At 38.2% G+C, this 5654-nt stretch carries 7 protein-coding genes and 3 tRNA genes; 8 read left to right on the top strand and 2 right to left on the bottom strand.

Annotation, left to right across the window (positions count from 1 at the left end; translation table 11 throughout):
• The 6 genes from AC1DRQ_RS29075 to AC1DRQ_RS29050 all read left to right on the top strand — a co-directional run.
• Positions 1–2229: sialate O-acetylesterase (locus AC1DRQ_RS29075; RefSeq protein WP_477429258.1), on the top strand; the 2229-nt coding region annotated here is incomplete at its 5' end.
• 21 nt (positions 2230–2250) lie between these two features.
• Entirely contained in the window at positions 2251–2403 is a 153-nt protein-coding gene (locus AC1DRQ_RS29070) for a hypothetical protein (RefSeq protein WP_429395679.1), read from the top strand.
• A gap of 4 nt (positions 2404–2407) precedes the next feature.
• A complete protein-coding gene (locus AC1DRQ_RS29065; protein WP_477429256.1) occupies positions 2408–2635 on the top strand; it encodes a hypothetical protein in 228 nt (75 codons plus the stop codon).
• Complete coding sequence (locus AC1DRQ_RS29060) at positions 2635–3099, top strand: lysozyme (protein ID WP_429395674.1); 465 nt, start codon at positions 2635–2637, stop codon at positions 3097–3099. Before AC1DRQ_RS29065 ends, AC1DRQ_RS29060 begins: the two co-directional genes overlap by 1 nt.
• The gene (locus tag AC1DRQ_RS29055; protein ID WP_429395671.1) at positions 3096–3347 is read left to right on the top strand and encodes a hypothetical protein; all 252 of its coding nucleotides are present in this window, start codon (positions 3096–3098) and stop codon (positions 3345–3347) included. Before AC1DRQ_RS29060 ends, AC1DRQ_RS29055 begins: the two co-directional genes overlap by 4 nt.
• Positions 3344–3808, top strand: coding sequence for a hypothetical protein (locus tag AC1DRQ_RS29050; protein ID WP_429395669.1), 465 nt, complete (start codon positions 3344–3346; stop codon positions 3806–3808). Before AC1DRQ_RS29055 ends, AC1DRQ_RS29050 begins: the two co-directional genes overlap by 4 nt.
• 23 nt (positions 3809–3831) lie before the next feature.
• Here the strand turns inward: AC1DRQ_RS29050 and AC1DRQ_RS29045 are convergent.
• Together AC1DRQ_RS29045 and AC1DRQ_RS29040 are read right to left on the bottom strand one after the other, a co-directional pair.
• Positions 3832–3915, bottom strand: a tRNA-Leu gene (locus AC1DRQ_RS29045).
• A gap of 76 nt (positions 3916–3991) precedes the next feature.
• A tRNA-Leu gene (locus tag AC1DRQ_RS29040) sits at positions 3992–4075 on the bottom strand.
• Positions 4076–4283: 208 nt separating this feature from the next.
• On the opposite strand from AC1DRQ_RS29040, the gene AC1DRQ_RS29035 reads away from it, so the two are divergent.
• Positions 4284–5297 (top strand): WD40/YVTN/BNR-like repeat-containing protein, encoded by a 1014-nt coding sequence (locus AC1DRQ_RS29035; protein WP_429395666.1) that lies wholly within the window; start codon positions 4284–4286, stop codon positions 5295–5297.
• Between the two features lie 133 nt (positions 5298–5430).
• Positions 5431–5503, top strand: a tRNA-Lys gene (locus AC1DRQ_RS29030).
• The last annotated feature ends 151 nt before the right edge of the window (positions 5504–5654 follow it).

Here is a 5654-nt window from a genome sequence, read left to right as displayed (position 1 = left end):
ATAACCGGCAGTCCTTGGCCAGCATTTGCAGCACGATATTATAAACTGACCGGCCGCAAAATATTATTTGTGCCACGTGCTAAAGGAGGCTCCGCAATGTGTCCGGAAGCTGATATTGGGCAAGGCAACTGGAGTTCATCAGGTACGTTAAGGTATCAGGCGAGGGATACAGTAGCAGCCGCAATAGCCGCTGCAAAGGCGGCCGGGTATAAAATTGGCAAAATATTTATATTATGGCACCAAGGTGAGCAAGACGCATTCCCAATATTTATGGGTACAGAAACGGCTAAAATGTATAGGGACACCCTTACTGACTTCATATCATTTTGGCGGGGCTATTATCCTAAAATACCATTCTATATTTTAAGGATAAGTAAAACTAATTCTGGCACTGATTATTTTAAGGCTGTAAGAGACGCCGATGAAACAGTAGCACAGGCTGACACCTGGACACAGGTAGTATCACGTAGTTCTTACGGCTTTAAAGCAAAAGGCTGGATGTATTCCGACGGATTACATTATCTGCAACCGGGGCTAAATTACATGGGGGATGAAGCTGCTCAGAATGTTGTACAGGTTGAAAAGAGTAGAACTACTTATAATATTTTTGATAAGACGGGTTTTGGAGTAAATACACCTTTGGCCTTTAGTCATATAGCGGGTGGTAATGATACTACATCATCTGTTATAGTAAATAAAGGTAAAACATTGTTAACGCCTATTGAGGGCGCGTATTACCGGGATGGCTTACATGAATTTATAACCGATAGTACTTTAACAGTAAGACAAAAATTAACAGCAGCAACGTCCGCTGGGATACCACGGAATAATATTACATTCGCTGATTTAAATGGATTTTTAACTTCAGACACGACCTTCCAGTATAACGGCACATCGTTAGGCATAGGCGTTAAACCGGGTACATACAGTGCGTCATCAAGGGTGTATATTAAGGGCTTAACTACCGGTACGGAATCTGCATTAAATATATATGATAGTGGTAACACGCCCCGTTACAGATTCTTAAACAATGGTCAGTTTATAATTCAGGCAGGAGGTGCATTTAATGTAGGTGGTGGTTCTGGAGGTATTGCTACTACATTATTACAGGGCTTAACTACATCAAACACGGATTTTTCATTAGTAGTTACAAATTCAAGCACACCACTTTCGAGTACAGCGGCAATAGCTGTAAGGAACGATAAACTTGTGGATTTTAATGGCGGTCAAATGGTGCGTATCCCCAATATAGCAGGTGACCCGGGCTTTGTAAGCGACAGAGGTATTTGGTACAATAGTTCAATAGCTCAATTCAGAGGCAGAAGAAACGGAGCTACTATTAGTTTTGCTTCAAACCCAAATACCACTTTGGGTGATTTATCTTATGCTGGAGTATCAGGTGTGGAGACAAGGTTACCTGGTAATACCACTACAACTACAAAGTTTTTAACTTCAACAGGTAATGGTACAGTAAGTGCGGCCCCTGCTTATTTTGACTTATTTGGTAGCGCAAACACCTGGGGAGGTAATAATACGTTTTCAGTATCTCCTATTGTACCGAATGCTACTATAGCTTCACAGGCTGTTGCCTTTGGGCAATTAGGTAACTATATAGATAATAGCACAAATCAAACAGGTATAGCAGGAAATAAAACATGGACGGGAGCTGCAACATTTACAAGTAATATCCTTTTAACTGGTGCAGGCAATATAGGTGTACATAACGGCACTATATATAGCGCACAAGAGGCTAGTGGTTTTGGTGTATTTTCTGATTTAACCGGAACGAAATTTACAGCGTATAGAAGAGATCAAATATCTTATATATCACCAAGCTCCTCGCCATTGTATATAGCATATCCATCTGCACAATCTGTAACTGCTACTATAAACTGGCCTACAGATAAAAGTGGAACTGTTGCTTTAACCAGTGATATATCAACCCTTGATAATGTTTTATCAAAAACCGCTAATTACACGATCGTTTCTGGTGATTTTGTAACTGGTAAAAATTCAACGCTTGATTTATATGTTGATGCAACAAATGGAAATGTAACCATCACAATGCCTTCGGCCGTAACTTTTGCAGGATATACAATATATATTACCAAAACAGATACAAGTGCTAATACAGTAACCATAAACACTGTCTTGGGCGGTAATACACTCCTCTCTCAATATCAAGATAGACAATATAGGTCTAATTCGACATCCTGGTATAATCATTAAAGTAACTGTATTTAAATAAATATGAAAAAGATATTAATAATAATGGTGGTTGCATCCTTTATGGGGTGTGCGGCTAGGAAACAGTGCATGAATGGAAAAGCAGCCATTGACAGTGTGGCCAAGCTTGAAGCACTAAGCGCTAAACTATTCAGGATTTATACAATTAAAAAATAAGATCATGCAAAAAATCACCTCAAGCTTTTTAAGCTTAAACACACAGGATATTTTAAAAGGGGCAATAGTGGCCGCGGCCAGTACTGTATTTTCCATGGTTGCTGAGTCGGTTGAGAAAGGGCAATTTATTTTTGATTTTACCTCAATATGGCATACAGGTGTAGCAGCAGGTGTGGCGTATTTAGGTAAACAATTATTTACTCCGGCAAGTATAATATCAGCAAAACTATAATGAAAATAAGTAAAAACGGAATCGCATTGATAAAGAACTTTGAAGGCTTGGTTTTACATGCCTATAAAGATAAAGCCGGAGTATGGACCATTGGATACGGTTCAACAAGATATGCAAACGGTAAAGCTGTAATACCGGGCGATAAGTTGGACAATGAAGAGTTAGCTGATTCACTTTTACTTGATACCCTGGGTCAATTTGAGGATGCAGTGAATAGCTATGTACTTGTTCCCCTTTCACAAAACCAATATGATGCATTGGTATCCTTCACTTATAATTTAGGAACTCATGCTTTATTACAATCAACGTTACTACAAAAATTGAATATGAAAGATTATGCTACTGCTGCCAACTGGTTTGTTCCATGGAATAAAATAACAGATCCGCATACAGGTAGAAAGGTAGTGTGCGATGCATTAACAAAAAGAAGAGTCCTGGAGAGTATTTTATTTAAAAAATTATGACAACTATTGAACATCGTGAAATTAAAGGCATTACCATTAAAAATATTATGGTAACCATCATAAGTACCGTAAGTATTGTAATATCTGTTATGACTTCATACTTTCAGCTTAAGTGGGAGATATCTAATGTTAGGGCTACACAGGAAACAACAACTCGTGTAAATGAGGTCCGTTTGAAAGTCCTTGAGAGCCAGGTAAGCCTACTGCAACAAGAAGTAAATAAACTTAAAGACAATAAAAAACTATGAGCTTAAAAACTTTTTTAAAAAAAATATGGGACAAGATCAAAAATGTTTTCAACAGTCTCCCGAACGAGCTCAAAACAGCTATACAAATAGGTGTAATAATAACTGAGAATATTAAAACTTTTGTTGATTCACCAACGGGCGATATTATAACTACGCTTATTCCAGGTAATATTGATAATGTTATAAGAGATAAACTCAGACAGTCACTCCCGATTTTTTTAATGGAATTAAAGTTAGTTGAAAGTTCATTAAATTTAACCCAACCTGAAGCCATAGTAAAAGCAGCTTTAGAGGTCATGAAAACGGTCGACGAAAATATTAAGCCGGGTATTCTACACCATTTATCTGTTCTTATAGCACAAATAGCAGCCGATGGCAAGTTGAGTTGGAGTGATGGTGTTTACTTATCTCAATGGTACTATGAGCAGAAATTTAAACAATCTGCCAATAATTCTCTTTAATAAGCATAATAGTGTTTTTGACGTGCCCAGAACGAGATTCGAACTCGTACATCCTTACGAATGCCACCCCCTCAAGATGGTGCGTCTACCAATTTCGCCACCTGGGCTTTTTTTAGAAGTCGACAGTCTTAGGTCAATTGTTACATAACTATTGGCCTAAGACTGCTTCCCCTACATTAGGCGTGCCCGAAGAGAGACTCGAACTCTCAAGAGACAATTCTCAACGGCTTCTGAGACCGCAACGTTTACCAATTTCGCCATCCGGGCTTATTCCTTGAATGCTTCAATTTTAATCAGGGATAAACACTATTAGTAAACCCTGGCATTCAATATCAACATTATTTTATTAATAAGCGTGCAAATATAATCGTTTCCTTCAAATTGCAATCTAAATAATACAAAAATTGACCACTTGTTGTTACTTGTGTTATTAAAATTTAATTTCGGATAAACATTAATCTTCATACGTCAATAAATGAAAATCAATTACCAACTCATTTTCAGCATTTTATTTCATTTTATATTCTTCTCTTTTATTGCAAAGGCCCAAAATATAATGCTTTTACAACGTGACAAACCCACAAGTATCCGAGGCTTATCAGTTGTAAATGATAAAACAGCTTGGATAAGTGGCAGCAATGGATATATAGCCATAACCAACAGTGGCGGAAAAAAATGGGACTGGCAGCAGATAAAAGGTTATGAAAATTCCGAATTTAGAGATATAGAAGCCTTTTCAGACAAGGAAGCTTTGATCATGAGTTCTGGCACCCCGTCAATAGTATTAAAAACTATTGATGGCGGAAAAAGTTGGCAGGAGAAATATCGTAAAACCGATAGCCTTTACTTTTTTGATGCTATGGATTTTGCCGATGCCAAACATGGGTATATTTTGGGCGACCCGATTAACAACAAATTCCTGCTTATGGAAACCAAAGATGGTGGAGAAACGTGGACTGAAATGAAAAACGCACCAAATGCTTTGCCCGGAGAAGCAGCTTTTGCCGCAAGCGGAACTTGTTTGAGGGTAAGTAAAAACGGGGTGGTGAGCATTGTTTCTGGTGGTAAAGTGGCACGAATGATCACTTTACCTGCCGGTAATAATAAGTGGAGTTACACAGAATTATCGCTTACTCATGGCAAAAGTAGCCAGGGGGCATTTTCAATGTCGATAGGGAAAGATCAGGCTATTATCTTAGGCGGAGATTATGCAAAGGATAAAAAAACAGATTCGGTAGCAACTATTTATAATATAACTTCGTTTAGTTCACCAAACAAAGGTCCGGCAGGCTTTCAGTCATGTGTGGAGTATATAAATGATGGCGTTTTTCTGTCGACGGGCACCCCTGGTAGTAATATAACTACCGATGGAGGCAAAACATGGAAGCAAATTGATGCCACCAGTTTTAATGTTTGCCGTAAAGCAAAACGCGGAAAACTGGTGTTATTGGCTGGAAATGGCGGTAAAATAGCCATATTAAAAATGTAGTTTATTGGCAATTAATGCCTTAGGAAATACTTTTAAATTATTTGAAAAAAGCACTTGCGGACTATATTAAATACTCCTATATTTGCACCACTTAAAACGGAAACGGTTACAGTATCGAAGAAGTTGAAAGGATGATTCCGTAGCTCAGCTGGTAGAGCATAACACTTTTAATGTTGGGGTCCTGGGTTCKAATCCCAGCGGGATCACAAAGACCACCCAACAGGTCGAACGTTTAAGCTAAGAGGCGCATGAAAATGCGCCTTTTCTGTTTAAAATGTTTTTTTTCTACTCTGTCAAAAAATAAACAAATCATTTCAAATCAATCTAACTGGTACCCTATTCGACTTGGGATCAGGG

The organism is Mucilaginibacter sp. P4_E8, from assembly GCF_056401495.1.
Note: the sequence above shows the minus strand (reverse complement) of the source record. Positions and strands in the feature narration are given on the sequence as shown.

Bases quoted from the DNA above. Each gene is read 5' to 3' on its own strand.
- AC1DRQ_RS29050 (WP_429395669.1), top strand. From the start codon at position 3,344: ATGAGCTTAAAAACTTTTTTAAAAAAAATATGGGACAAGATCAAAAAT.
- AC1DRQ_RS29055 (WP_429395671.1), top strand. From the start codon at position 3,096: ATGACAACTATTGAACATCGTGAAATTAAAGGCATTACCATTAAAAAT.
- AC1DRQ_RS29060 (WP_429395674.1), top strand. From the start codon at position 2,635: ATGAAAATAAGTAAAAACGGAATCGCATTGATAAAGAACTTTGAAGGC.
- AC1DRQ_RS29035 (WP_429395666.1), top strand. From the start codon at position 4,284: ATGAAAATCAATTACCAACTCATTTTCAGCATTTTATTTCATTTTATA.
- AC1DRQ_RS29070 (WP_429395679.1), top strand. From the start codon at position 2,251: ATGAAAAAGATATTAATAATAATGGTGGTTGCATCCTTTATGGGGTGT.
- AC1DRQ_RS29065 (WP_477429256.1), top strand. From the start codon at position 2,408: ATGCAAAAAATCACCTCAAGCTTTTTAAGCTTAAACACACAGGATATT.